Source organism: Streptomyces sp. NPDC043996 (assembly GCF_056435225.1).
In genome coordinates, this window is the sequence record NZ_JBWKEY010000007.1 from 344933 (window position 1) to 367617 (window position 22685).

Annotated in this window: 20 protein-coding genes and 1 tRNA gene; 15 read left to right on the plus strand and 6 right to left on the minus strand. The window is 73.7% G+C overall.

Going from position 1 to position 22685, the window contains the following annotated elements; translation table 11 throughout:
- Positions 1–11 precede the first annotated feature (11 nt).
- A tRNA-Ala gene (locus AC07A4_RS20830) sits at positions 12–85 on the plus strand.
- Between the two features lie 119 nt (positions 86–204).
- Here AC07A4_RS20830 and AC07A4_RS20835 read toward each other — a convergent pair.
- Positions 205–1089: a sigma-70 family RNA polymerase sigma factor gene (locus AC07A4_RS20835; RefSeq protein WP_478600672.1), complete on the minus strand. Its 885-nt coding sequence runs from the start codon at positions 1087–1089 to the stop codon at positions 205–207.
- A gap of 100 nt (positions 1090–1189) precedes the next feature.
- On the opposite strand from AC07A4_RS20835, the gene AC07A4_RS20840 reads away from it, so the two are divergent.
- The 3 genes from AC07A4_RS20840 to AC07A4_RS20850 all read left to right on the plus strand — a co-directional run bounded on the left by AC07A4_RS20840 (position 1190) and on the right by AC07A4_RS20850 (position 3692).
- Complete coding sequence (locus AC07A4_RS20840; protein ID WP_478600675.1) at positions 1190–1903, plus strand: FMN-dependent NADH-azoreductase; 714 nt, start codon at positions 1190–1192, stop codon at positions 1901–1903.
- A gap of 83 nt (positions 1904–1986) precedes the next feature.
- Complete coding sequence (locus tag AC07A4_RS20845) at positions 1987–2454, plus strand: hypothetical protein (protein WP_478600677.1); 468 nt, start codon at positions 1987–1989, stop codon at positions 2452–2454.
- Positions 2454–3692, plus strand: coding sequence for a sensor histidine kinase (locus AC07A4_RS20850; RefSeq protein WP_478600679.1), 1239 nt, complete (start codon positions 2454–2456; stop codon positions 3690–3692). The genes AC07A4_RS20845 and AC07A4_RS20850 overlap by 1 nt, the downstream gene beginning before the upstream one ends.
- 537 nt (positions 3693–4229) lie before the next feature.
- On the opposite strand, the gene AC07A4_RS20855 is transcribed toward AC07A4_RS20850, so the two are convergent.
- Complete coding sequence (locus tag AC07A4_RS20855) at positions 4230–4709, minus strand: GNAT family N-acetyltransferase (protein WP_478600681.1); 480 nt, start codon at positions 4707–4709, stop codon at positions 4230–4232.
- A 75-nt stretch (positions 4710–4784) separates the two neighbouring features.
- On the opposite strand from AC07A4_RS20855, the gene AC07A4_RS20860 reads away from it, so the two are divergent.
- Positions 4785–5582, plus strand: a complete 798-nt coding sequence (locus AC07A4_RS20860; protein WP_478600684.1) for an exodeoxyribonuclease III — start codon at positions 4785–4787, stop codon at positions 5580–5582.
- Between the two features lie 154 nt (positions 5583–5736).
- Positions 5737–6765, plus strand: coding sequence for a DUF6528 family protein (locus tag AC07A4_RS20865; protein WP_478600687.1), 1029 nt, complete (start codon positions 5737–5739; stop codon positions 6763–6765).
- Positions 6766–6777: 12 nt separating this feature from the next.
- Here AC07A4_RS20865 and AC07A4_RS20870 read toward each other — a convergent pair whose 3' ends face one another.
- Positions 6778–7404, minus strand: coding sequence for a MerR family transcriptional regulator (locus AC07A4_RS20870; RefSeq protein WP_478601065.1), 627 nt, complete (start codon positions 7402–7404; stop codon positions 6778–6780).
- 366 nt (positions 7405–7770) lie between these two features.
- Here AC07A4_RS20870 and AC07A4_RS20875 point away from each other — a divergent pair, with 366 nt between their 5' ends.
- From AC07A4_RS20875 to AC07A4_RS20885, 3 genes are read left to right on the plus strand one after another with little or no spacing between them, the layout of a single operon-like run.
- The gene (locus AC07A4_RS20875) at positions 7771–9315 is read left to right on the plus strand and encodes a flavin-containing monooxygenase (protein ID WP_478600689.1); all 1545 of its coding nucleotides are present in this window, start codon (positions 7771–7773) and stop codon (positions 9313–9315) included.
- Positions 9312–10271: an alpha/beta fold hydrolase gene (locus tag AC07A4_RS20880; protein WP_478600692.1), complete on the plus strand. Its 960-nt coding sequence runs from the start codon at positions 9312–9314 to the stop codon at positions 10269–10271. Before AC07A4_RS20875 ends, AC07A4_RS20880 begins: the two co-directional genes overlap by 4 nt.
- Positions 10268–11143: an SDR family oxidoreductase gene (locus AC07A4_RS20885; RefSeq protein ID WP_478600694.1), complete on the plus strand. Its 876-nt coding sequence runs from the start codon at positions 10268–10270 to the stop codon at positions 11141–11143. The genes AC07A4_RS20880 and AC07A4_RS20885 overlap by 4 nt, the downstream gene beginning before the upstream one ends.
- 172 nt (positions 11144–11315) lie before the next feature.
- Here the strand turns inward: AC07A4_RS20885 and AC07A4_RS20890 are convergent, their stop codons facing one another.
- Both AC07A4_RS20890 and AC07A4_RS20895 read right to left on the minus strand, forming a co-directional pair.
- Positions 11316–11501: a hypothetical protein gene (locus AC07A4_RS20890; RefSeq protein ID WP_242719012.1), complete on the minus strand. Its 186-nt coding sequence runs from the start codon at positions 11499–11501 to the stop codon at positions 11316–11318.
- Between the two features lie 91 nt (positions 11502–11592).
- A complete protein-coding gene (locus tag AC07A4_RS20895) occupies positions 11593–14844 on the minus strand; it encodes a S41 family peptidase (protein ID WP_478600697.1) in 3252 nt (1083 codons plus the stop codon).
- Positions 14845–15224: 380 nt separating this feature from the next.
- Here AC07A4_RS20895 and AC07A4_RS20900 point away from each other — a divergent pair, with 380 nt between their 5' ends.
- Positions 15225–15809, plus strand: coding sequence for a TetR/AcrR family transcriptional regulator (locus AC07A4_RS20900; RefSeq protein WP_478600700.1), 585 nt, complete (start codon positions 15225–15227; stop codon positions 15807–15809).
- 141 nt (positions 15810–15950) lie between these two features.
- Positions 15951–18188, plus strand: a complete 2238-nt coding sequence (locus AC07A4_RS20905) for an MMPL family transporter (protein ID WP_478600703.1) — start codon at positions 15951–15953, stop codon at positions 18186–18188.
- 21 nt (positions 18189–18209) lie between these two features.
- On the opposite strand, the gene AC07A4_RS20910 is transcribed toward AC07A4_RS20905, so the two are convergent.
- The gene (locus AC07A4_RS20910) at positions 18210–18572 is read right to left on the minus strand and encodes an SsgA family sporulation/cell division regulator (RefSeq protein ID WP_478600706.1); all 363 of its coding nucleotides are present in this window, start codon (positions 18570–18572) and stop codon (positions 18210–18212) included.
- 240 nt (positions 18573–18812) lie between these two features.
- On the opposite strand from AC07A4_RS20910, the gene AC07A4_RS20915 reads away from it, so the two are divergent.
- Genes AC07A4_RS20915 through AC07A4_RS20930 form a run of 4 tightly spaced genes read left to right on the plus strand, consistent with a single transcriptional unit; the run spans position 18813 to position 22655 of the window.
- The gene (locus AC07A4_RS20915; protein WP_478600707.1) at positions 18813–19898 is read left to right on the plus strand and encodes an energy-coupling factor ABC transporter permease; all 1086 of its coding nucleotides are present in this window, start codon (positions 18813–18815) and stop codon (positions 19896–19898) included.
- Between the two features lies 1 nt (position 19899).
- Entirely contained in the window at positions 19900–20661 is a 762-nt protein-coding gene (cbiQ, locus tag AC07A4_RS20920; RefSeq protein WP_478600710.1) for a cobalt ECF transporter T component CbiQ, read from the plus strand.
- Entirely contained in the window at positions 20649–21407 is a 759-nt protein-coding gene (locus tag AC07A4_RS20925) for an energy-coupling factor ABC transporter ATP-binding protein (RefSeq protein ID WP_478600713.1), read from the plus strand. Before cbiQ ends, AC07A4_RS20925 begins: the two co-directional genes overlap by 13 nt.
- Before the next feature lie 48 nt (positions 21408–21455).
- A complete protein-coding gene (locus AC07A4_RS20930; protein WP_478600716.1) occupies positions 21456–22655 on the plus strand; it encodes a serine hydrolase domain-containing protein in 1200 nt (399 codons plus the stop codon).
- Positions 22656–22685 lie beyond the last annotated feature (30 nt).

Genomic DNA, 22685 nt, shown 5'->3' on the forward strand with positions numbered 1-22685 from the left:
ACTCGTTGCAAGGGCCTGTGGCGCAGTCCGGTAGCGCACCTCGTTCGCATCGAGGGGGCCAGGGGTTCAAATCCCCTCAGGTCCACTGCACACACCGTTCGCGGGGCAACTCGCAGACGGTTCACGAGATCCCGTCCGATCGTTTCGATCGGGCGGGATCTCTGCGTTTCCGGGTGCGCTGCGCGCGGCCGCCGCTTCTGACCCTCAGTCACCCAGGACCGCCAGGTCGAGGGCGCGCAGCCGGGACGGGGCGGCGATCACTTCGTACGCCGTGACGCGGTCGGCCTCGACCGTGACGGTGAGCGCGAGCAGGAGGCGGCCGCGCGGGGCCACGACGAGGCCGGGGCGGCCGTTGACCAGGGCGGGGGCGGCGGCCCTCGCGTTGCGGGCGAGGAGGACCGTCTCGCGGGCCACGGCATCGGCGCCGTGGATCTCCGTCCGCGCGCCCACGGGCAGCGCCGCCGCGTCGGCGCGGCGGACCACGTCCGGGGCGAGGACCGCGAGCAGGGCGGTGAGGTCGCCGCCACGGGCGGCGCTGAGGAAGGCCTCCACGACCCGGCGGTCGCGGACGAGTTCCGCGTGGGGGACGGCGGGGGCGCCGTGGACCTTGCGGCGGGCGCGGCTCGCCAGCTTCTTCGCGGTCACGGGGGAGCGCTCCACGATGGCGGCGATCCGCTCGAAGGGCACCCCGAAGGCGTCGTGCAGCACGAAGGCGACGCGTTCGGCGGGGCCGAGCCGGTCGAGGACCACGAGCAGGGCGCGGCCGACCGACTCGGCCAGGACGGCCTCGTCCTCGGGGGTGGGCGGGAGCGGGCCGGGGGCGCGGTCAAGGGCGCTCTCGTCGGCGAGGAGCTCCTCGCGCCGCGACGTACGCCTGCGGAGGGTGTCGAGGCACACGCGCGAGACCACCGTCGTCAGCCAGCCCGGCAGGTTCGCCACGTCGCTGACGTCGGAGCGGCTGAGCCGCAGCCAGGTCTCCTGGACGGCGTCGTCGGCCTCGGTGAGGGAGCCGAGCATGCGGTGGGCGACCGCCCGCAAGTGGCCCCGGTGGCTCTCGAACCGCTCCGCGAGGTCGTGCTGCTCGTCCATCGGTCACCTTTTCCCGGCCGGTTACGTCAGGGCCCTGACGTAGCCCATCACCAAGAGGTGACAGGGGTGAAGCGGAGTGAAGAAAAGTGAAGGGGAGTGGATGACCATGCGTGAGGGCGTACGGGCCGACGTGCCCGTTCTGTTGCATCTGGACTCCAGCGCCGATCTTTCCGGGCGTTCGGTGACCCGGGAGCTGGGGGCCGCCTACGCGCGCGGGTGGCTGGCCCGGCACCCGGGCGCCGACTACCGCCACCGGGATCTGACCGCCGATCCTGTGCCGCTGGTCGGTGCGGGGTACGTGCGCCTCGGGACGCGGGTGGAGCGCCACGGTGCGGTGCCGCTGGAGAAGGTGGCCGCGCTGGTCGAGGGGGCCGACGAGGAACGGGAGTGGGCGCTGACGCTGCCCCTGGTCAGGGAGGTGCGGCGGGCCACGGCGCTGCTGGTCGGGGTGCCCATGTACAACTTCTCCGTGCCCGCCGCGCTGAAGGCCTGGATCGACCGCGTCACCTTTCCCGGCGCGTACACCGACCCGGACAGCGGGCGGCCGCTGCTCGCGGGGACGCGGGTCGTGGTGGCCGCCGCGTGCGGGGGCGGCTACGGTCCTGGCACGCCGCGCGAGGGGTGTGACTTCCAGGTGCCGTACCTGCGGGCGTACTTCGCGAACCTCGGGGTCGCCGAGGAGAACCTGCGCGTGGTGCGGGCCGAGCTGACGCGGGCCGGGGACATCCCGGCGCTCGGGCCGTTCAGGGAGCTGGGGGAGCGGTCGCTGGCGCGGGCGCGGCAGGAGACGGACGGGCTCGCGGCCTCGTACTGACCTCTTGTTGAAGGGGCGGGGCGGGTCCCTCCTCCGGCTCGTCTCCGCGCGTGCCCCAATAGAACGCTCGTTACATTGGCCGCATGAGGGGCAGCTGCGTGAGGCGTGCCGGTGCCGCCGTCGGCGGGGCGGTGCTCGCCGCCGTGCTCGCCGGGGGCTGCGCCGAGCACGCCGGGCTGCACGTGGAGGGGCCCGCCCTGAAGCCGACGCGGATCAGCGGTCCTGTCTACGTCGCCGACGCGCTCGGGCAGCCGCTCCAGCGGCCCACCGTCATCGGGATCACCGACGACGTGGCGCTGTCGTCGCTGCGCTGGAAGGACTGGGGCGGACCCACCGCGCGGGCCTCGGGGATGCTGAGCGGCACCTGGTGCCTGCCGGGGTGCGGACGGGAGCCGTACGCCGCGACACTCACGCTCAGCGGGGTCGAGCGCGAGGAGACCGCCGCCTACTACCGGCGGGCGACCGTCGAGCCGACGAAGCCGGAGGCGCTGCCGCCCGCCGCCGTGAACGTGCAGTTCCAGGGCATCTGGCTGATGGTGCCGGAGTTCTGATGCCCGCGCGGCACGGCATGGGACTGCGGACGAAGACCGGACTCGCCGTCGCGGGGACGGCGGCCCTGGTGTCCGTCGTGATCGGGCTCCTGGTGCACCACCGCACCGTCGACGCGCAGTACGCGAGCGCCCGTGGCCAGGCCAGGGACCGGCTCCAGACCGCCGTCCAGGACCACGCGGCCGGGATCGACGGCGACCGCACCCTGATCGACCCGCCCGACCTGCCCAAGCCGCTCGCGCGGGCGGCCCGCGCGGGCCGGTGGGGGGTGTACCTCGACCGGAGCGGGAAGGTGCCGCAGCTGTGGGCGGCCAGCGCGTACCGGCGGGAGATCGTCGCCCTGAAGCGGCCCTATGAGCGCGAGGCCGAGACCGTACGGGACCTGGACCGGATCCTGTGGGCCTCGGGCGGCATCGGCACCGCCCTGGCGTGCGCGGCCGGGCTGCTCGTCGCGACGCGGCTCGGGCGGCGGCTCACCGCGAAGGCCGACGCGGCGCAGCGGATCGCGGACGGCGATCTGACGGCCCGGCTTCCGCTGCACGGCAACGACGAGATCACCCGGCTCGCGGCCGCCGTGAACACGATGGCGGACGCGCTCGCCGGGCGGCTCCAGGCCGAGCGCGAGGTCACCGCGAACATCGCGCACGAACTGCGGACGCCGGTCGCGGGCATGGTCACGGCGGCCGGGCTGCTGCCGCCGGGGCGCCCCGCCGAGCTGGTACGGGAGGCCGCGCGGCGGCTGCGGGAGCTGGTCGACGATGTCATCGAGGTGGCCCGGCTCGACGCGGCCGGTCAGGAGGTGCGGGCGGAGGTGTGCGCGCTCGGGGCGCTGGCGCGGCGGGCCGTCGCCGGGGTCGCGGAGGCGGCGGCGGAGGGGGCGGAGGGGGCGGTGAGCGTCCGGGTGCTCCGGGACGCGCGGGTCGAGACCGACCCCCGCCGGGTCGAGCGGATCCTGGCCAACTTCGTCACCAACGCGCTGCGGCACGGGCGGGTGCCGGTGGTGGTGGAGGTGGACGGGGGCGTGGTGTCCGTGCGGGACCAGGGGGACGGGTTTCCGGAGGAGCTGCTCGCGGCGGGGCCGCAGCGGTTTCGCACCGGGGCGCGGGAGACCGGGCTCGGGCTGGGGCTGACCATCGCGCGGGGGCAGGCGGAGGTGCTTGGCGCGGGGGTTCGCTTCGCGAACGAGGGGGGTGGGGCGGTGGCCTCGCTGGATCTCTCGGCGGTGGTGGTGCCCTCCTAGCGTTGCCCGTCGCCGGGGTGGCGGCCCCCCCCGGCGTTGCCGGTCGCCCGGCTGTGGTGCGGCCCCGCCCTGGCCTTGCCAGTCACCCCGCAGCGGGGTGGCGGCTCCCCCTGGCTTTGCCGGGCACCCGGCGGCTTTGGCGCTGTGCCCACCCGTCCCGCCCTGCGGGACGACTGCCCACAGCGGGTGGGTGGCGGGGGCGGCTGCTCACAGCGGGTGGGTGGCTGGGCGGCGGGTGGTGCCCACAGCGGGTGGGTGGTTGGGCGGCGGGTGGTGCTCACAGCGGGTGGGTGGTGCCCCGCAGTGGGTGGTGGGTGGTGCCCCACGGCGGGTGGTGGGTGGTGTCCCACGGCGGGTGGGCGGCAGGGACGGCTGCTCACAGCGGGTGGGTGGCGCGGGTCACACAGCGGGTGGGCGGCCGGGGGTGGGTGGTGTCCCCGCAGCGGGTGGGTGGCTGGGCGGAGGCGGGTGGTGCCCACAGCGGGCGAGGTGGTTGGCGGTGGGTGGTGCCCCGCAGCGGGCCGGGCCGGGGCGGGGCTAGCGCAGGGGCTTGGCGTAGCAGCGGCTCAGGTCGTGGAAGCGGTAGTAGCCGAAGCGCTCGCAGAGGGCGTAGCCGCTGGAGGTGTAGAGCCCGATGGCCTCCGGCTGCTTGGTGCCCGTTTCGAGGACCATGCGGGCCCGCCCCGCCTCGCGGGCGTCCTCCTCCAGGGCGGCGAGGATGCGCCGGGCGAGGCCGAGGCCCCGGGCCTCGGGGGTGACGTACATGCGCTTGATCTCGGCGTCGCCGTCCGCGTAGCCCTCGCCGTTCTGGTCCATCACGCGCCAGCCGCCCGTCGCCACGGGCGTGTCCATGGCGTCGTACGCGAGGAGGTAGAGGCCGTGCGGGGGCCGGAACATCGACGGGTCGAGGGGCGTGACGTCGCCTTCGTCCCCGTAGCGCTCGGCGTACTCGGCCTGGACACGGTCGTTGAGCTTCACGGCGTCGGGGTGGTCGAAGGCGACCCGGCGTATGTCCATGCTGTAAATCGTATCCCTATGCAGTGGGTGTGGTGGCTGCGACGGTCGCTTCCAGTGTGCCGGTAGGGTGCCGGGATGCTCACTGTGACCAGCGTGAATGTGAACGGGCTGCGGGCCGCCGCCAAGAAGGGGTTCGTGGAGTGGCTCGCCGGGACCGGCGCCGATGTGGTGTGCCTGCAGGAGGTGCGGGCCGAGCCGCACCAGCTGCCGGACGAGGTGCGCGAGCCCGAAGGCTGGTTCGTCACGCACGCCCCGGCCGCCGCCAAGGGGCGCGCCGGGGTCTCGCTGTACACGCGGCGCGAGCCGGAGCGCGTCCAGGTCGGCTTCGGGTCCGCCGAGTTCGACGCGAGCGGCCGCTACGTGGAGGCGGACCTGCCCGGCGTCACGGTCGCGAGCCTGTATCTGCCCTCGGGCGAGGTCGGCACCGAGCGGCAGGACGAGAAGATCCGGTTCATGGGCGAGTTCCTCGCGTACCTGAAGGACCTGAGGGCGCGGGCCGCCGCCGACGGGCGCGAGGTCCTGGTCTGCGGCGACTGGAACATCGCCCACCAGGAGGCCGACCTCAAGAACTGGCGGGGCAACAAGAAGAACTCCGGGTTCCTGCCCGAGGAGCGCGCCTGGATGACCGACGTCTTCGGGGCGGGCGCGGGGTACGTCGACGTGCTGCGCGCGCTGCACCCGGACGTCGAGGGCCCCTACTCCTGGTGGTCCTACCGGGGTCGCGCCTTCGATAATGACTCAGGGTGGCGCATCGACTACCACGTCGCGACGCCCGGTCTCGCCGGGCGCGCGGTCAAGGGGCAGGTGGAGCGGGCCGCCTCGCACGAGGAGCGCTGGTCGGACCACGCGCCGGTGACCGTCGTCTACGAGTAGGCCGCGCGGGTCCCCTGGGGCGAACCGCCGGTGAAAAGTCCGGCGGGGGGCTGTCCCGGCCCCGTACGGCGTGGGAGATTTCGATCGCGTACGCGCCGGGTGGGTGGCGCGTGGGCGGCGAGCGCTTCAACGGCCGGTCGTGCGAGGGGACTTCATGTCAACTGGGCTGTCCAGACGCGGATTGCTGATCGGCGCGGCGGGTGCCGTGGTGGGCGCGGCGGGGGTGCCGCACGCCGTCGCCGCGACCGGCGCGCCCGGGAGCGTGCCCCCCGGAACCCCGCCCGTCCTCGTCACCGAGCAGGCGAGCAAGCGGCTGCTGCTGCTCGACCCGAGGCGGCGGCTGTGGGACCCGGCGGCCGATCCGTCCGTCGTGCGCTGGCAGTTCTCGCCGCTCGGCGACCCCCGGTACGCGGATCTCGCGCCGGAGGCGAGCTGGGTGTACCCGTGTGAGGCGAAGGCGCGTCGGCACCGGGGCCGGACGCTGGTCCTGACCACGGCGTCCTTCGGGTTCGTGGCCGCCGTGGAGTACCCGTCGGGCCGCCGCCACTGGGGCACCGCGATCGGCCCCGGCGACGATCTGTTCAACCCGCACAGCGCCGAGGTCCTTCCGGACGGCAACGTCGCGGTCGCGTGCAGCACCGGCGCGCTCGTGCGTCTGTACGCGGCCTCCTGCGGGCCGGACGCCGAGCGGTACGCCGAGGCGCGCCTGAAGGGCGCCCACGGGCTGCACTGGGACCGTGCCCGCCGGCTCCTGTGGGCGCTCGGCGACGACGAGCTTGTGACGTACGAGGTCGGCGGCACGCCCGCGCGGCCCACGCTCGACCAGGCCTCCGCGATCCCGCTGCCGGTGGCCGTGCCGGGCCGGACGGCGGGCGGCCACGACCTCTTCCCGGTGGCGGGGCGGCCCGGGCGGCTGTGGGTGACCACCAACGCGGCCGTCTTCCAGTACGAGAAGCGGACGGGGGCGTTCGTGCGCGACTACCCCGGGTACGAGCTGATCGACCGGGCGAAGGTGAAGGCGGTCGGCAACGATCCGCGCACCGGACAGGTGCTCAGCACCGTCCCGGAGAGCGGCCTGGAGGAGACCTGGTGGACCACCAGGGTCGGCGTGCACCGGCCGACCGGCGAGTACCGCCTGGTCAACGGCGGCATGTACAAGGCCCGTTGGTGGCTGCCGACCTGACGGGGCCGCCGGTCACGAGGGGCTGAGCCTGCGGTCCAGGGCCAGCGAGAGCTCCGCCTCCACCACGGCCTTGGCGAGGGGGCGCAGGTCCTCCAGGGTGAGCTCCGCGTGCTCGGAGGCGTGGGCGGCGGTGAACGCGACGAACAACTCGGCAAGGGCGTCGGCGTGTGCGCGCACGCTGCGGCCCGCCTCCATGACGTCCGCGAGCGGGATGCCCTTGCGCACCAGGGCCGTCGAGGCGTCGAGCAGGCGGCGGCTGATGTGCACGATGTCGTCGCCGTCCGTGCCCAGGTAGCCGAGGTCCAGCGCGGCGGACAGGTTCTCCGGGGTGACGTCGCCCGCGAAGCGGTCGGCGAGCTCCTCGGGGGTGAGGCGGACCGGGGTCTCCTCCGACGGTCCTTCCATGCCGAGCAGTTCGGCCACGTCGCGGCCGTTCTCGAAGGCCTCGGCGAGCTCGGCGATGCCCTGGAGGGTGTGGCCGCGCTCCAGGAGGGCGGCGATGGTGCGCAGGCGGGCCAGGTGGTGCTCGTCGTACCAGGCGATGCGGCCCTCGCGGCGCGGGGGCGGGATGAGGCCGCGCTCGCGGTAGAAGCGCACCGTGCGCACGGTGATCCCGGCTTCCTTGGCGAGCTCCTCCATGCGGTACTCGCGCACGGCGGGCACGGAGGGCACGGCGGCCCCACCCGGCTCCCGCGTGCCCGGCGCCGCGTCGGCCGTCGCGCCCGCTGTGCCCGCCGTGCGCGCCCGTGCTGTCTCGTCCGTCGTCACCGCGTCCGCCACTTCTTCCGCCACGTCCGCAGCCTATGCGCAGGCACGGACCGTACCGGCGGTAACTTTCCCCGCCCGACCCCTACCCATGGGTACGGAGCTGCTCTACGCTCCCGATTGTGCCAGCGATTACTGGCAGAGTCGGAGCCAGGGTCAGAACCAGAGCCAGAGTCAGAACCAGAACCAGAACCAGAACCAGAGTCAGAGTCGGGTCAGGGAACTTCGGAAGGCGGCGGCATGGCCGAGCGCGAGCGGGAACGCCAGGACGACCTCGGACACGTACGGGTGGCGGTGATCGGGAGCGGGTTCGGCGGCATCGGGGCCGCGGTCCGGCTCCGCAGGGAGGGCGTCACCGACTTCGTCGTCCTGGAGCGGGCGGGCGCGGTGGGCGGCACCTGGCGCGACAACAGCTACCCGGGCTGCGCCTGCGACGTGCCCTCCCACCTCTACTCCTTCTCCTTCGCGCCCAACCCCGACTGGCCGCGCACCTTCTCCGGCCAGGAGCACATCTGGGACTACCTGGAGGGCGTCGCCGACACCTTCCGGCTGCGGCCCCATCTCCGCCTGAACACCGAGGTCCTGCGGGCGGGCTGGGACGCCGAGCGGCTGCTGTGGAAGCTGGAGACGAGCCGCGGGCGGCTCACCGCGGACGTCGTGGTCTCCGCCACGGGACCGCTGTCCGACCCCAAGACGCCGGACATCCCCGGGCTCGCCGACTTCCCCGGCAAGGTCTTCCACTCCGCCCGCTGGGACCACGAGTACGACCTGCGCGGCAAGCGCGTCGCCATGATCGGAACCGGCGCGTCCGCGATCCAGATCGTGCCGGAGATCCAGCGCGACGTACGGCGGCTCACGCTCTTCCAGCGCACCCCGCCGTGGGTCCTGCCCCGCGCCGACCGCGCCATCACCGGCGTCGAGCGCTGGCTGCACCGGCAGCTGCCGTTCACGACGCACGCGCGCCGCGGCCTCCTGTGGGGCATCCGCGAGCTCCAGGTGCAGGCCTTCACCAAGCGGCCCAACGAGCTCGGCCTGATCGAGCGGCTCGCCCAGCGGAACATGGAGCGGGTCATCAGGGACCCGGAGCTGCGCGCCAAGCTGACGCCCACGTACCGCATCGGCTGCAAGCGCATCCTGCTGTCCAACTCCTACTACCCGGCGCTCGCGCGGCCGCACGTGGACGTCGTCGCCAGCGGGCTCGCCGAGGTCCGCGGCTCCACCCTGGTGGCCGCCGACGGCAGCGAGGCCGAGGCCGACGCGGTCATCCTCGGCACCGGCTTCCACGTCACCGACATGCCGATCGCGGACCGCGTGGTGGGCGACGGGGGCCACACCCTCGCGGAGACCTGGAAGGACGGCATGAAGTCGCTGCGCGGCGCGAGCGCCGCGGGCTTCCCCAACTTCCTCACCGTCATAGGACCGAACACCGGCCTCGGCAACTCCTCCATGATCCTGATGATCGAGTCGCAGCTGAACTACCTGGCCGACTACCTGCGGCAGCTGGACGTCCTCGGCGGCAGGGCCGCCCTCGTCGCCCGCCCGAGCGCCGTCAACGCCTGGAACCGCCGGGTGCAGGAGCGCATGAAGCGCACGGTGTGGAGCACCGGCGGCTGCACCAGCTGGTACCTGGACGCGAACGGCGTCAACACGACGGTCTGGCCCGGTACGACGACGGAGTTCCGCGTGGCGACGCGGAGCGTGGACCTCAACGAGTACGAGGTCCTGCGCGCCCCGAAGCCGCCCGCCCCCGCCAAGGGCGGCCGCGAGCTGACGGCCACCGCGTGAGGGGCCACGTCCTCGCCGGGCCGTTCGCGCCGCCCGTCGCCGCGCGCGAACTGACCGCCGTCTCGGCGGACGGCACCCGGCTGCACGTCGAGACGCACGGGCCCGATGGCGCGCCCGCCGTCGTCCTGATCCACGGCTGGACCTGCTCGACCGCGTTCTGGGCGGCGCAGCTCCGGGCCCTGTCGGCCACCCGCCGCGTCATCGCCTACGACCAGCGCGGGCACGGGCGCAGCCAGACGCCGGTGGAGGCCGCCGGATACAGCACGCGGGCGCTGGCCGACGACCTGGAGGCGGTGCTCGCCGCGACGCTCGCCCCCGGCGAGAAGGCCGTGCTCGCCGGGCACTCCATGGGCGGCATGACGCTGATGGCGGCGGCCGCGAGGCCGGGGGTGCGCGCGCACGCGGCGGCGGTGCTGCTGTGCAGCACGGGCAGTTCGCGGCTCGTCGCCGAGTCGACGGTCCTGCCGCTGCGGGCGGGCGCGCTGCGGACGGCCCTCACCCGGCGGGTCCTGGGGGCGCGGGCGCCGATGGGGCCGGTCACGCCGCTGGCCCGGCGGGCGCTGAAGTACGCCACGATGGGCCCGGGCGCCGCGCGGGACCGGGTCGAGGTGTGCGCGCGGATCGTGCACGCCTGCCCCCGCGTGGCGCGCTACCGCTGGGCCCACGTCCTGGACGGCCTGCACCTCGACGCGGGCCTCGCCGACCTCACCGTGCCGACGGCGGTCATCGCGGGGACGGCCGACCGGCTCACCCCGGTCGGGCACGCCCGGCGGATCGCCGCCGCGCTGCCGCGGTGCGCGGGGCTCACCGAGCTGGCCGGGGTCGGGCACATGACGCCGGTGGAGGCACCGGAGGCGGTCACCCGGGGCATCGCCGCCCTGGCGGACGCCTACGGAGACACGTACACGGACACGTACACGGACACGTATACGGATCGGATCGGGGAGGGCGCGTGAGCAAGGTCAGTCTGGACGGGCAGGTCGCGGTCGTCACGGGAGCGGCGCGCGGCGTGGGCGAGCTCCTCGCGCGCAAGCTGTCCGCGCGGGGCGTGCGGGTGGCCCTGGTCGGCCTGGAACCGGAGGAACTGAAGGCGGTGAGCGGGCGCCTTGGCACCGACAGCGACTACTGGCACGCCGACGTCACCGACCACGAGGCGATGGCGCGGGTCGCCGGGGAGGTGAAGGAGCGGTTCGGGAAGGTGGACATCGTCGTCGCCAACGCGGGCGTGGCCAGCGGCGGTCCGTTCGTCGCCTCGGACCCCGTCGCCTGGCGCCGGGTCATCGAGGTCAACCTCATCGGCAGCGCGGTCACCGCGCGGGCGTTCCTGCCGGTGCTCATGGAGAGCCGGGGCTACCTCCTCCAGGTCGCCTCGCTCGCCGCGCTCACGCCCGCGCCGATGATGACGGCGTACTGCGCGTCCAAGTCCGGCGTGGAGGCGTACGCGCACGCCCTGCGGGCCGAAGTCGGCTACAAGGGCGTGAAGGTGGGCGTCGGCTATCTGTCCTGGACGGACACGGACATGGTGCGGGGCGCCGACCAGGACGACGTGATGCGGGAGTTGCGGCAGCGCCTGCCCTGGCCGTCCAACAAGACGTACCCCCTGGGACCGGCCGTCGACCGCTTCGTCGCGGGCATCGAACGGCGCTCGGCCCATGTGTACGGGCAGTGGTGGCTGCGGGGCATGCAGGGCGTCCGCCCCTACTTGCCCGGGATCGTCGCGAGCGTCGGCCAGCGCGAGATGCGGCGCTTTGAGCCAAGGCTGTCCCAGGTCTCTACGGGGCTCGTGGGCGCGGGGGGCTCCGCGGACGAGGCGGTACGGGCCCCGTAGTCACCGGGGGCCCGGCGGCTTCGGGCTGTGCCCACCCGTTCCACCCTCTGGGCGGCCCAGCTGCCCACAGCAGGGGCGGCTGACAACGCACCCGCACGGGTGGGCGGGTGGGAGAACCCCGCCGCGGTAGCGGCGGGCACCACCCACCCACCCGCACAAGCACAGCGCAGCGTTACGCGTCGTAGTCCCGGTTGAACCGGTCCTCCGCCTCGCGCTGCGCGTCGTCCAGGGAGTCCTGGGACTGCTCGCGCGCCTGCGAGGAGCGCTCGCCCGCCTCGCTCCGCCCGCGCTGCGCGGCCTGCTTGGCCTTCTCGGAGAGCTCCTGCGCCTTGTCCTGGAACTGGTCCTTGATGCCCATGAAGGTTCACTCCCAAAGTGGGTGAGGGGATTGGGCCTCGACCAGGCTGACACGCCCCGACATACCACGCATGTCGGGCGGTCACGCTCCGCTACGCGCGTGGCGGAAGCGGTGGGCGGCGGCGGTCGGGCACGTCGTCGTAGCCGGGCGGCGTGGCCGCGGGGCGTTGGTCCAGCAGGCCCAGCGCCACCCGTACCGCGTCGTCGAGTTGGGCGTGCCGTCCCTCGGCCCAGTCCAAGGGCGTGCGCAGGACGGGGAGGTCGGGTTCGACGCCGTGGTTCTCCACGGACCAGCCGTACGCGTCGAACCACCCGGCGTTCATCGGCACGGTGATCACGGTGCCGTCCCCGAGCGTGTGCCGTCCGGTCATGCCGACGACGCCGCCCCAGGTGCGCTGCCCCACCACGGGCCCGAGGCCGAGGAGCTTGAACACCGCGGTGATCATGTCGCCGTCGGACGAGGTCGCCTCGTCCGCCAGGGCGACCACGGGACCCCGGGGGGCGTTGGAGGCGTACGACACCGGCTGGGCGTTGCGGGTGAGGTCCCAGCCGAGGATCTTCCGGGTCAGCTTCTCCACGACGAGTTCGCTGATGTGGCCGCCCGCGTTGCCGCGCACGTCCACGATCAGCGCGGGCCGCGCCACCTCAAGGCGCAGGTCGCGGTTGAACTGCGCCCAGCCGGAGCCGCCCATGTCGGGGATGTGGAGGTAGCCGCACTTGCCGCCGCTGAGGTCGCGTACGACGCCGCGGCGCTTGGCGACCCAGTCCTGGTAGCGCAGGGGGCGCTCGTTGATCAGCGGCACGATCGCGACGCGCCGGGAGCGGCCCTCGCCCTCGGCGGGCGTGAACGTCAGCTCGACGGTGGTGCCGCCCGCCGCCGCGAGCAGCGGATACGGCCCTGTCACCGGGTCGACGGACCGCCCGTCCACATGGGTGAGCACGGCGCCCTCGCGGATGCCCGAACCGGCCAGCGGGGAGCGCGCCTTGGAGTCGGAGGACTCGCCGGGAAGGATGCGCGTCACCACCCAGTCGCCGTCCCGGCACACCAGGTTGGCGCCGAGAAGGCCGATGGCGCGCTGGTAGTGGGCGGGGCCCTCGTTGCGGCGGGCGCCGGTGACGTACGCGTGGGAGGTGCCCAGTTCGCCGAGGACCTCCCGCAGCAGGTCGGCGAACTCGTCGGGGGAAGCGACCCGCTCCACCAGCGGCCGGTACTGGTCGAGGACGGCGTCCCAGTCGATGCCGCACATGCCCGGGTCCCAGAAGTAGGCGCGGATGATCCGGCCCGCCTCGTCGAAGGACTGGCGCCACTCGGCGGCCGGGTCGACGTCGTGCAGGACGCGGCGCAGGTCGATCCAGACGGTGGAGTCGCCGTCCCCGGGCTCGGTGGCGGGGACGGCCCGCAGGTCGCCCTCGTCGACGACGACGAGCCGGGTGCCGTCGCCGCTGAGCGCGAACCAGTCGAGGTGGTCGACGAGTTCGGACTTCTTGGCCTTGGCGATGTTGAAGTACTCCAGGGTCGGCCGCCCCGAGGTGTCGGCCGGGTTCGCGAACGTCTCGCCGAGCGCGCCCGAGATCGGCCAGCGCAGCCACACGAGGCCGCCGCCGCTGACCGGGTACAGCGCCGAGTACTTGGACGCCGACACCGGGAACGGCGTCACCCGGCTCTCCAGGCCCTCCGCCTCCACGGTCACCTGGCCGTCGCCCGGTTCGCCGTCGTCGGGGTCGAGGCCGCCCGCCGCGGGGCGCCCGTCGGGCAGGAGCGCGAAGGGGGAGGGCGTCGCGGACGACAGGGGTACGAGGTGGGGGCGGCAGCCGAGGGGGAAGGACAGGTCGCCGGTGTGCACGTCGTAGACGGGGTCGAAGCCGCGCCAGGACAGGAAGGCGAGATAGCGGCCGTCGCGCGTGAACACGGGGTTCTCGTCCTCGAAGCGGCCGTTGGTGACGTCGATGACGGTCCGCGCGCCCGGCCCCTCGATCCGGGCCAGCTTGATCTGCCGCAGGGAGCGGCCGACGCCCGGGTGCGACCAGGTGAGCCAGGCGCCGTCGGGGGAGAACGCGAGGTCGCGCACGGGCCCGTTGAGGGACTGGATCAGCTCGGTGACCTCGCCGTTGGAGTCCTCGGTGGCGTCGACGAGGAGCAGCCGTCCGTCGTGCGAGGCGATCGCGAGGCGCTCGCCGTCGGGGTCGGACACCAGCTCCAGGACCCGTCCGAGCTGTCCGCTCGCCAGTCTGCGCGGGTCGCGGTCGCCGCTGGCCCGGGGCAGATAGGCGATCTCGACGGCGTCCTCGCCCTCGGCGTCGGTGACGTACGCGACCTGCCCGCCCGTGCCGAGCATCTCGGGGAGGCGGACGCGGACGCCGGGGGTGTCGGCGATGGTGCGCGCCGGGCCGTCGCGGTGCGTCAGCCAGTACAGGCTGCCCCGGACGACGACCGCGCTGGCGCGTCCCGTGGTGTCCACGGACAGCGCGTCGACGTGGTGGGCGGCGGGCACCTGGTAGGTGCGCCGCCCCGCGCGCGGGCCGCCGACGCCCACCGGCAGGCGGCGCGGGGCCGCGTCCGCGGCGAGGTCGTCGACCAGCCAGATCTCGCCCGCGCACTGGTAGACGACGCGGGTGCCGTCGCTGGCCGCGTGCCGGGCGTAGAAGGCGTCGTGGTCGGTGTGGCGGCGCAGGTCCGTGCCGTCGGGCAGACAGGAGTACAGATTGCCGACGCCCTCGTGGTCGGAGAGGAACGCGATGCGCCCGGACACGAACATCGGCGCGTCCAGGTGTCCGTCGAGCCCTTCGAGCAGGCGCTCGCCGTGCAGCCACAGGCGGCCCGTGGCGCCGCCGCGGTAGCGCTTCCAGGCGGCGGGCTCGTGCGGGGGCTTGCCGGTGAGGAGCAGCGTCCTGCGGTCCCCGTCCACATCGGCGACCGCGATGTCGTGGACCGGGCCCCAGGGGAGCTTGCCGCCGGGGGAGCCGTCCGTGGGCACGCTGTAGGCCCAGCAGAAGTGGGAGAAGGGCTGCCCGTGCGAGGACACCGCGAGGATCTGTCCTTCCGGGGTCCAGCCGCACACGCGGGTGTCGGGGGAGCCCCAGTAGGTCAGGCGGCGCGCCGGGCCGCCGTCCACCGGCGCGAGGTGGATCTCCGGGTCGAGGCTGCGCCAGCTCGTGTACGCGATGACTCGGCCGTCGGGGGCGAAGCGGGGGTGGCCGACCTTGGTGCGGTCGGCCGTCATCCGCCAGGCGCGGGTCGTTGGGGCGCCCTTGGGCGGGAGGGGGGCCACCCAGATGTCGTCCTCGGCCACGAAGCACAGGCGGTCGCCGCTGAGGTGGGGGAAGCGGAGGTACTCCTGGGTCACCTCCCCATGCTTTTCCGTGCCCCCGCCTCCGGCAACTCGGGCTATCTCTCCCACCCGCCCGCCCTTACACCTGCGGCTGCCACCGCACCCCCCGACCTAGCGGCTCGCGGGTGGGTGGGTGGGAAAACACCGCGCGAGCGCGGTGATCTAGCCGTCCGGCGGCAGTTCAAGCCCGTCCGGCGTTTGAGGACAAGCGCGCAGCGCGGGAATTCGAGCCCGTCCGGCGATTGAGGACGAGCGCGCAGCGCGATCGGGGGGCAGAGAGTCGGCGGCTGTGACACACTGCACGTACGAAACCGTTTCGTTTCGTTAGGGGGGTCGCGTAGAGTGACCAAGGCAAGCGGAGGCACAGAGACGCAGAGACAAGAGAGGCGGCGGCCATGGCGGTAGCGACCCGGCGCAGCCGGATCTCCCCCGAGCGCGCCGCCGAACTGTACGAGGCGGTGCTCGACCTGCTCCGCGAGGTCGGGTACGAGGGCCTCACCATGGACGCCGTCGCCGCCCGCACGCACTCCAGCAAGGCCACGCTCTACCGCCAGTGGGGCGGCAAGGCCCAGCTGGTCGGGCGGGCCCTCAAGCACAACCAGCGCGTGTCCCTCACGGACATCGACACCGGCTCGCTGCGCGGTGACTTCCACGCGATGGTCGCCCGCTCGGACGACTGCCAGATGGAGCGCGACGCCCAGCTCCTGCGGAGCATGGCGTACGCGGCGTACAAGGACGAGGAACTGGGCCAGGCGCTCCGCGAGCTGTTCGTGGAGCCCGAGCTCAAGGCGTTCAACGACCTGCTGCGGCGGGCCGTGGAGCGCGGCGAGGTCCCCGCGGACCACCCGGCCCTCGACTACGTCATCTACATGATCGCGGGAGTGTTCAACGCCCGCGAGAACATCGACGGCCGCCCCATGGACCGCGCCTTCCTCGGCGCCTACGTCGACGCCGTGATCCTGCCCCTGCTCGGCGTCTAGTACCAGCTAGTACCGGCTAGTACCGGCTCACCCAGCACCAGATTTCCACGTACCAGATTTCCACCTGACGCGACCGCTCACGTCGTCGGGCTGGTCACCCCTGCCCCTCCACCACCACGACCTGACCGGGAGTACGCCCTCGTGGCCATGTTCCTCTACAAACTCGGCCGACTCGCCTTCCGGCGACGGCACTTCGTCGCCCTGATCTGGGTGGCGCTGCTCACCCTCGCCGGGGTCGGCGCCGCGTCGGCGCCCACCGCCGCGTCCAGTTCCTTCTCGATCCCGGGCACGGAGGCCCAGAAGGCCTTCGACCTGCTCGAGGAGCGCGCCCCGCAGGTCAGCGCCGACGGCGCGAGCGCCCGCGTGGTGTTCAAGGCGCCGGACGGCGAGAAGGTCACCGACAAGGCCAACAAGGCCGCGATCAGCAAGACGGTGGCCGCGATCAAGTCCGGCTCGGACGAAGTGGCGCGCGCCGACGACCCGTTCGCGGCCAAGGCGGTCTCCAAGGACGGCACGACGGCGTACGCCTCGGTGACGTACAAGGTCACCGCCATGGAGCTCAGCGACGACAGCCGCGACGCCCTGGAGAAGACCACCGACGACGCCCGCACGGGCGGCATGACCGTCGAGGTCGGCGGCGACGCGCTGCAGGCCGTCCCGCACACCGGGGCCGCGGAGATCATCGGCATCGCCGTCGCCGCCGTGGTGCTCGTCATCACCTTCGGCTCCCTGGTGGCCGCCGGGCTTCCGCTGCTCACCGCGCTGATCGGCGTCGGCATCGGGGTGTCCTCGATCGCCGCGCTCGCCAGCGCGCTCGACCTCGGCACCACCACGTCGACGCTCGCCATGATGATCGGCCTCGCCGTCGGCATCGACTACGCGCTGTTCATCGTCTCCCGCTACCGCGCCGAGCTCGCCGAGGGCCGCGACCGCGAGGACGCGGCGGGCCGGGCCGTCGGCACAGCCGGTTCCGCCGTCGTCTTCGCCGGTCTGACGGTCGTCATCGCGCTCGTCGGCCTCGCCGTCGTCAACATCCCGATGCTCACCAAGATGGGCGTCGCGGCGGCGGGCACGGTCGCCATCGCGGTCCTGATCGCGCTCACCATGGTCCCCGCGCTGCTCGGCTACGCGGGCCGCAAGGTCAAGCCCATGGGGGAGAAGGGCAAGCGCTTCGCCCGCCGCCAGGCGAAGGCGCCCGCGCCCGCGGCCGCGCCCGCCAAGGAGAACCTCGGCACCCGCTGGGCCCGCTTCGTGGTCCGCCGCCCGGTGGCCGTCCTGCTGCTCGGCGTGCTCGGCCTCGGCGCCGCGGCCGTGCCGGTGGCGAGCCTGGAGCTCGGCCTGCCCGACGACGGCTCGCAGCCCACCTCCACCACCCAGCGCAAGGCCTACGACCTCATCGCGGACGGCTTCGGCCCCGGCTACAACGGCCCGCTGATGACCGTCACCGACCTCAAGGGCGTCGACGACCCCAAGGCCGAGGCCGCCGCCGTCGCCAAGAGGATCGGCGGCCTGGACGACGTGCTCGCCGTGAGCCCGCCCGTGCTCAACAAGGCGGGCGACACCGCGATCATCAGCGTCGTGCCGTCCGCCAAGCCGAGCGGCGCCGACACCGAGAACCTCGTCCACGCCATCCGCGACGAGGCCAAGGACGTCCGGGCCGACAGCGGCGCCGACGTCATGGTCACCGGCACCACGGCCATGAACATCGACGTCTCGCAGAAGCTCAACGACGCGCTGATCCCGTACCTCGCGCTCGTCGTGGGCCTCGCCTTCGTGCTCCTGATCGTCGTCTTCCGCTCGATCCTGGTCCCGCTCAAGGCGGCGCTCGGCTTCCTGCTCTCGGTGCTCGCCGCGCTCGGCGCGGTGGTCGCGGTGTTCCAGTGGGGCTGGCTGGGCTCGCTGTTCGGCGTCGAGGAGACCGGCCCGATCATGAGCATGATGCCGATCTTCATGGTGGGCGTCGTCTTCGGCCTCGCGATGGACTACGAGGTGTTCCTCGTGACCCGCATGCGCGAGGCGTACGTCCACGGCGAGAGCCCGCACGACGCGATCGTCACCGGCTTCAAGCACGGCGCGCGCGTCGTGACGGCGGCCGCGGTCATCATGATCGCCGTCTTCGCGGGCTTCATCGGCTCCAGCGAGCAGATGGTGAAGATGATCGGCTTCGGCCTCGCGATCGCGGTGTTCTTCGACGCCTTCATCGTGCGCATGGCGATCGTCCCGGCCGTGCTCGCGCTCCTGGGCCGCAAGGCCTGGAGCCTGCCGCGCTGGCTCGACCGGGCGCTGCCGAACGTCGACGTCGAGGGCGAGGGCCTGAAGGACCTGGCGCCCGCGGCCCCCGGCGGCCCCGACGACAAGCGGCGGCTCGTGGGCGTGTGACGCCCGCGCCCGCGAGGGCGCTCAGTGACTGACCGGCGTGGCGGCCGTGTACGTACGACGCAGGAAGCGCACCAGCGCGGACGAGTCGAACTGCACGACCGCCACGCCTTTCGGCGAGTGGAACTCCACCACCGCCTGCACCCGCCCGCACGGCCAGACCCGCACGTCACCGCTGGCCGCCGGGGCCCGCAGGCCCCGCTCCAGGAGGTCGCGGGAGAAGACCCAGTCGCGGGCGCCGGGGCCGTCCGCGCCGCCCGGCAGGCCGACGCGGACCGAGCGCGGGTCGGCCTCCGGGTCGTACCGCAGTGCCACGGGGACGACGACGTGGTCATCGGGGGAGTCGGTGACGATGTGGGCCCGGGTGACTTGTTCGACCGCTGACATGGCTGTGTCCTCCTCGTCGTCCCGGCCCGCACTCCCGTGGGGCTGGCCTCTCCTAATGTCCCATATATAGGCATTTGAGGAGCGTGGAGGGGGGCGCGTAATGAAAAGCGCCCGCTCTTGCGACCCCTTCGCAAGAACGCACATCATTGAAAGGTTCACGAGCGACCCGCTCGGAGCGTTCCGCTCATCTCGTGAGTGCCTCCCCACGCTCATGATCTGCGTCTTTCCAGGAGCGCGCGCATGCATGTACCCGATGGCTTCATCAATGCTCCCGTCTCCGCCGCCGCCGGCCTCGCCGCCGCCGGTGCCATCGCCGTCAGCCTGCGCGGCGCGCGCCGGGAGCTCGACGAACGCACCGCGCCGCTCGCCGGTCTCGTCGCCGCCTTCATCTTCGCCGTGCAGATGCTCAACTTCCCCGTCGCCGCGGGCACCAGCGGCCACCTCCTCGGCGGCGCGCTCGCGGCGATACTCGTGGGCCCCTACACCGGGGTCCTGTGCGTCTCCGTGGTCCTGCTCATGCAGGGCATCCTCTTCGCCGACGGCGGCCTGACCGCCCTCGGCGTGAACATCACGGTCATGGCGGTGGTGACCACCGTCGTGGCGTACGCCGTCTTCCGCGGCCTCGCCCGGGTCCTGCCGCGCGGGCGCCGCGCGATCGGCGCCGCCGCGTTCACCGCCGCCCTGCTCTCCGTGCCCGCCGCGGCGGGCGCCTTCACGCTCCTGTACGCGATCGGGGGCACCACCGACGTCCCGATCGGCAAGGTCGCCACCGCCATGATCGGCGTGCACGTCCTCATCGGCGTCGGCGAGGCGGCCATCACGGCGCTCACGGTCGGCGCGGTGATCGCGGTCCGGCCCGACCTGGTGCACGGCGCGCGCGGCCTCACCGCCCCGCTGAAGCTGCGCGTCGGCGGCGCACTCATCGACGCCGCCCCCGCGCCCGCAGCCCCCGCCGCCCCGGCCCGCTCGCACCGCAAGCTGTGGGCCGCGGGCCTGGTCACCTCCCTGATCCTCGCCGGATTCGTCTCCTTCTACGCCTCCACGAACCCCGACGGCCTGGAGAAGGTCGCCCGCGACAAGGGCATCGACAAGGAGGAGAAGGAGCACGCCGCCAAGGGCTCGCCCCTCTTCGACTACGGCGTGGAGGGCATCACCGACGCCCGCCTCTCCGGCGGCCTCGCGGGCGCCATCGGCGTCGGCGTGACCGTCGTCGCGGGCAGCACCGTGTTCTGGGCGGTGCGCAGGCGCCGCCCGGCGGACCCGGGCCCCGCCGAGCCGGGCCCGGCGGCCACCGCCACCGCGGCCGGACCCGCCGAGAACGCCTGACATGGGCGCGGGCCACGCCCACCGCCTCTACCGGCACGGGCACTCCGCCGTGCACGCGCTGCCGCCGCACACCAAGCTCGCCGCCGTCTTCTGCTTCGTCGTCGTGGTGGTCTCCACCCCGCGCGAGGCGGTGTGGGCCTTCGGGGCGTACGCGCTGCTGCTCGCCACCACGGCCTTCGCGGCCCGCGTCCCGCCCGCCTTCCTGCTGAAGCGCCTCCTGATCGAGATCCCCTTCGTGGCGTTCGCGCTGCTCCTGCCGTTCGTCGCGCAGGGCGAACGCACGGAGGTCCTCGGCCTGTCGCTGAGCGTGAACGGCTTGTGGGGCGCGTGGAACGTCCTCGCCAAGGGCACCCTCGGCGTCGCCGCGTCCGTCCTGCTCGCGGCGACGACGGAACTGCGCGAACTGCTCCTCGGCCTCCAGCGCCTCCGGCTCCCGCCGCTGCTCGTCCAGATCGCCTCCTTCATGGTCCGCTACGGCGACGTCATCGCCGACGAGACGCACCGCATGCGGATCGCGCGCGAGTCCCGCGGCTTCGAGGCCAGGGGCGTGCGCCACTGGGGCGTGCTCGCCAAGTCGGCCGGGGCGCTGTTCATCCGCTCGTACGAGAGGGGCGAGCGCGTGCACCTGGCGATGGTCAGCCGGGGCTACGCGGGCTCGATGCCGGTCATCGACGAGGTGACGGCGACCAGGACCCAGTGGACGTACGCGCTGGCCCTGCCCCTGACCGCCCTCGTCGTCTGCCTGTTGGGATGGACCCTGTGACGCTCTCCCTAGAGGTCTGTGGCCTCGCCTACGCCTACCCCGACGGCCACCAGGCCCTGTTCGGCGTGGACCTGACGCTCGCACGCGGCGAGCGCGTCGCCCTGCTCGGCCCCAACGGCGCGGGCAAGACGACGCTCGTCCTGCACCTGAACGGCATCCTCACCGCGGGCGCGGGAACCGTCACCGTGGCCGGACTCCCCGTCGGAAGGAAGCACTTGGCGGAGATCCGCCGTAAGGTCGGCATCGTCTTCCAGGACCCGGACGACCAGCTGTTCATGCCGACGGTCCGCGAGGACGTCGCCTTCGGCCCGGCGGCGGCCGGACTGCGCGGCCCCGCCCTCGAGGCACAGGTCCGCAAGGCCCTCGACCAGGTCGGCATGGCCGCCTACGCGGACCGCCCGCCGCACCACCTCTCCTTCGGGCAGCGGCGCCGGGTCGCGGTGGCGACGGTCCTCGCGATGGAACCGGAGATCCTCGTCCTGGACGAGCCCTCCTCCAACCTGGACCCGGCCTCGCGGCGCGAACTGGCCGACATCCTGCGGTCGTTGGACGTCACCGTCCTGATGGTCACCCACGACCTGCCCTACGCCCTCGAACTGTGCCCGAGGGCGCTGATCCTCAGCGAGGGCGTGATCGCCGCCGACGGCCCCACCGGAAAGCTGCTCGCCGACGAGGACCTGATGGCGAGCCACCGCCTGGAACTCCCCTTCGGCTTCGATCCGAAGACGGTGGGGGCGGATCATTAGTGGAATCTTCGGCAACACGGAGTGGTTGGCAGGGTCATGGAAGCTGACGTGGCTGACGTAGAGGGTGACGTAGAGGGTGGGGCGGGAGCGGCGGCCGGGCCGCACGGCACGGTGGCCCCCGGCTTCGAGGCCGTCCGGGACGCCTTCCACCGCAATTTCACGGCGCGCGGCGAACGGGGCGCGGCCCTCGTCGTGTACCGCGACGGGCACCGGGTGGTGGACCTGTGGGGCGGCACCAAGGACTTCGAGCGGACCGGCGGGGAAGCGCCGCCCTGGGAGCACGGCACCGCGCAGATCGTCCGCTCCGCCACCAAGGGCGTGGCCGCGGCCGCCCTGCTCCTGCTGCACCAGCACGGACAGCTGGACCTGGACGCGCCGGTCGGGGCGTACTGGCCGGAGTTCAAGGCGCGCGGCAAGGAACGGGCGCGCGTCCGCGACGTCCTCGCCCACCGCGCCGGGGTGCCGGTGCTCGACCAGCCGCTGACGCCGTCCGAGGCGGCGACCCCGGACCTGGCGGCCGCCGTCGTCGCCGCGCAGGCACCCGCCTGGGAGCCGGGCACCGACCACGGCTACCACGCGCACACCTACGGCTGGCTCACCGGTGAGCTCGTCCGGCGCGTCACGGGGCGCCCCATCGGCGAGTTCATCGCCACCGAGATCGCGGATCCCCTCGGGCTCGACCTGTGGGTCGGCCTTCCGCAGGCGCGGGCGGGGCGCGTCGGGCGCCTCGGCCGCCTCGAACCCGTGGCGGGCGGGCTGCGGGCGCGGCCGAAGCCGGCGGTCGCGGCGGCGTACGCGGACCCCGCGTCCCTGACCCGGCGGGCCTTCGCGGCGATCGATCCGGCGCCGGACGAGAACGACCCCGGCTACCGGGCGGCGGCCCTGCCCGCCTCCAACGGCATCGCCACCGCTGACGGGCTCGCCCGCTTCTACGCCGCGCTCATCGGGTCCGTCGACGGGGGCGGGCGTCTCTTCTCGCCCGAGACGCTGGCCCTCGCCCGCGGCGAGGCGTCCGCCGGGCCCGACCGGGTCCTCGTCACCCCGACCCGCTTCGGCCTCGGCTTTATGCTCCACGGCCCCGCGGCGCCCCTCCTCGGCCCGGCCTCCTTCGGCCACCCCGGCCGGGGCGGCGCCCTGGCCCTCGCCGACCCCGAGGCGGGCCTCGCCCTCGCCTACGTCACCAACGGCATGGGCCGCGGAGTCACGGCGGACGCCCGCGCCCAGGCGTTGCTCAGGGCCATGCCGTAGCCCGCGTGGGACGCCCCAGACCCGCCCCTT

Bases quoted from the DNA above. Each gene is read 5' to 3' on its own strand.
- AC07A4_RS20835 (WP_478600672.1), bottom strand. From the start codon at position 1,089: ATGGACGAGCAGCACGACCTCGCGGAGCGGTTCGAGAGCCACCGGGGC.
- AC07A4_RS20840 (WP_478600675.1), top strand. From the start codon at position 1,190: ATGACCATGCGTGAGGGCGTACGGGCCGACGTGCCCGTTCTGTTGCAT.
- AC07A4_RS20845 (WP_478600677.1), top strand. From the start codon at position 1,987: ATGAGGGGCAGCTGCGTGAGGCGTGCCGGTGCCGCCGTCGGCGGGGCG.
- AC07A4_RS20850 (WP_478600679.1), top strand. From the start codon at position 2,454: ATGCCCGCGCGGCACGGCATGGGACTGCGGACGAAGACCGGACTCGCC.
- AC07A4_RS20855 (WP_478600681.1), bottom strand. From the start codon at position 4,709: ATGGACATACGCCGGGTCGCCTTCGACCACCCCGACGCCGTGAAGCTC.
- AC07A4_RS20860 (WP_478600684.1), top strand. From the start codon at position 4,785: ATGCTCACTGTGACCAGCGTGAATGTGAACGGGCTGCGGGCCGCCGCC.
- AC07A4_RS20865 (WP_478600687.1), top strand. From the start codon at position 5,737: ATGTCAACTGGGCTGTCCAGACGCGGATTGCTGATCGGCGCGGCGGGT.
- AC07A4_RS20870 (WP_478601065.1), bottom strand. From the start codon at position 7,404: ATGGAGGAGCTCGCCAAGGAAGCCGGGATCACCGTGCGCACGGTGCGC.
- AC07A4_RS20875 (WP_478600689.1), top strand. From the start codon at position 7,771: ATGGCCGAGCGCGAGCGGGAACGCCAGGACGACCTCGGACACGTACGG.
- AC07A4_RS20890 (WP_242719012.1), bottom strand. From the start codon at position 11,501: ATGGGCATCAAGGACCAGTTCCAGGACAAGGCGCAGGAGCTCTCCGAG.
- AC07A4_RS20900 (WP_478600700.1), top strand. From the start codon at position 15,225: ATGGCGGTAGCGACCCGGCGCAGCCGGATCTCCCCCGAGCGCGCCGCC.
- AC07A4_RS20910 (WP_478600706.1), bottom strand. From the start codon at position 18,572: ATGTCAGCGGTCGAACAAGTCACCCGGGCCCACATCGTCACCGACTCC.
- AC07A4_RS20915 (WP_478600707.1), top strand. From the start codon at position 18,813: ATGCATGTACCCGATGGCTTCATCAATGCTCCCGTCTCCGCCGCCGCC.
- cbiQ (WP_478600710.1), top strand. From the start codon at position 19,900: ATGGGCGCGGGCCACGCCCACCGCCTCTACCGGCACGGGCACTCCGCC.
- AC07A4_RS20925 (WP_478600713.1), top strand. From the start codon at position 20,649: ATGGACCCTGTGACGCTCTCCCTAGAGGTCTGTGGCCTCGCCTACGCC.